General features: G+C 74.5%; 1 protein-coding gene and 1 pseudogene. One reads left to right on the top strand and one right to left on the bottom strand.

Annotated features, from left to right (window positions below; genetic code table 11):
* Window positions 1-507 (bottom strand): annotated as a pseudogene (locus tag ND747_RS16410) (hypothetical protein); the annotation flags it as partial.
* A gap of 438 nt (window positions 508-945) precedes the next feature.
* Between ND747_RS16410 and ND747_RS16405 the strand changes: the two are divergent.
* Window positions 946-1,292, top strand: a 347-nt coding sequence (locus ND747_RS16405) for an urease accessory UreF family protein (protein ID WP_285900632.1), incomplete at its 3' end; no start/stop codon positions are given.

The following is a 1,292-nucleotide window of genomic DNA, read 5'->3' as shown; positions in this document are numbered from 1 at the left end:
GGGCGAGGACGTCCCGCCCGGCGTGGGCCGCTGCGCCGCCACCCGACCAGGATCACCGTCCGCGGCGGGAGTGCCGGCAGGCGCGTCCGCCGGCCGGCCGGCGCTCAGCGACCAGTGACCACCCGGTCCGCCTCCGGGCCGCAGACCCACCGCGGCGAGGGTGGCCACCACGAGCACGGCCACGACACCGAGCGCACTCCACGACCGACCCGGGACCCGTCCACGGGGCCGCCCGCCCTTCGGCGCACGGTTCCAGGCGGTGAGGAACAGTTCCGACGCCCCGTCCGACGAAGCCGCCGCCCCGGTGGACGGCGACGGCACCGCACGGTCGCCCGGGGCCCCGGACCCTTCCCGCAGTCCGGCCGATGGCACCACGGCCTCCGTCCTCGCCGGCAGTGCGGTACCCGTCGACAGTGCGGTACCCGTCGACAGTGCGGTACCCGTCGACAGTGCGGTACCCGTCGGCAGTGCGGTACCCGTCGGCAGTGGACGCGGCAGCTCAGTCACACCCTCACCTCGTCCCTCAGCACGGCCCCGGCCGCCATCTACCCCGACCGGTCCGCCAGAAATTCCGCGTAAGAGCGGTTGAGGACGTAATGATCCGGGCCCGGACGTTACCGAAAGCGAATGATCAGGTCGAGTACGACAAGAACCGTTCACGCTGCCGTCCACCGGAGGTCACCGGACGTCCCGCCACGACGCACCCCGTAACCTCGGTCGCGCGCCCTGATCCCGCGACCCGGCGGCCACCGTCGGCGCTCACGCCAGGACGGCCACCCAGCGGAGAGACGGATGACCACTCCCGCATGCGCCGGTTCCGACGTCGACAGGACCAACACCATGACGGCCTACCATGCCGAACCCGAACCCGAACCCGGCCAGGCGCGTGCGGCCGACCGGTCCGCTACCCGCCTGGCCGCCCTGCTGGTGTTGGTGGACGGTCGGATGCCGGCCGGGGGGCACGCCCATTCGGGCGGCGTCGAGGCGGCGGTCACCGATGGCAGCCTCGCCGGGCTGGCGGACCTGGAGGAGTTCCTGCTCGGTCGCCTGCACACCGCGGGGCTGGTCGCGGCCGCCTTTGCCGCGGCAACGTGCCACGCCCTGTCCGGACCACACGACGCCGTCCCGACCGGCAGCACGGTGGCGGCCACGCCACCGGTGACCGCTGGGGATCTGGATGCGGAGCTGGATGCACGCACCCCGTCACCGGCCGCGCGGGCCGCGAGCCGCGCCCAGGGACGCACCCTGTTGCGGGCGGGCCGGGCTGCCTGGCCCGTTCCGGCCGGCCCGCG

This window comes from Frankia sp. R82, assembly GCF_023716925.1.
Taxonomy (GTDB): domain Bacteria; phylum Actinomycetota; class Actinomycetes; order Frankiales; family Frankiaceae; genus Frankia.
The sequence above is the reverse complement of the archived record's forward strand: the minus strand, read 5'-3'. Positions and strand labels throughout refer to the sequence as shown.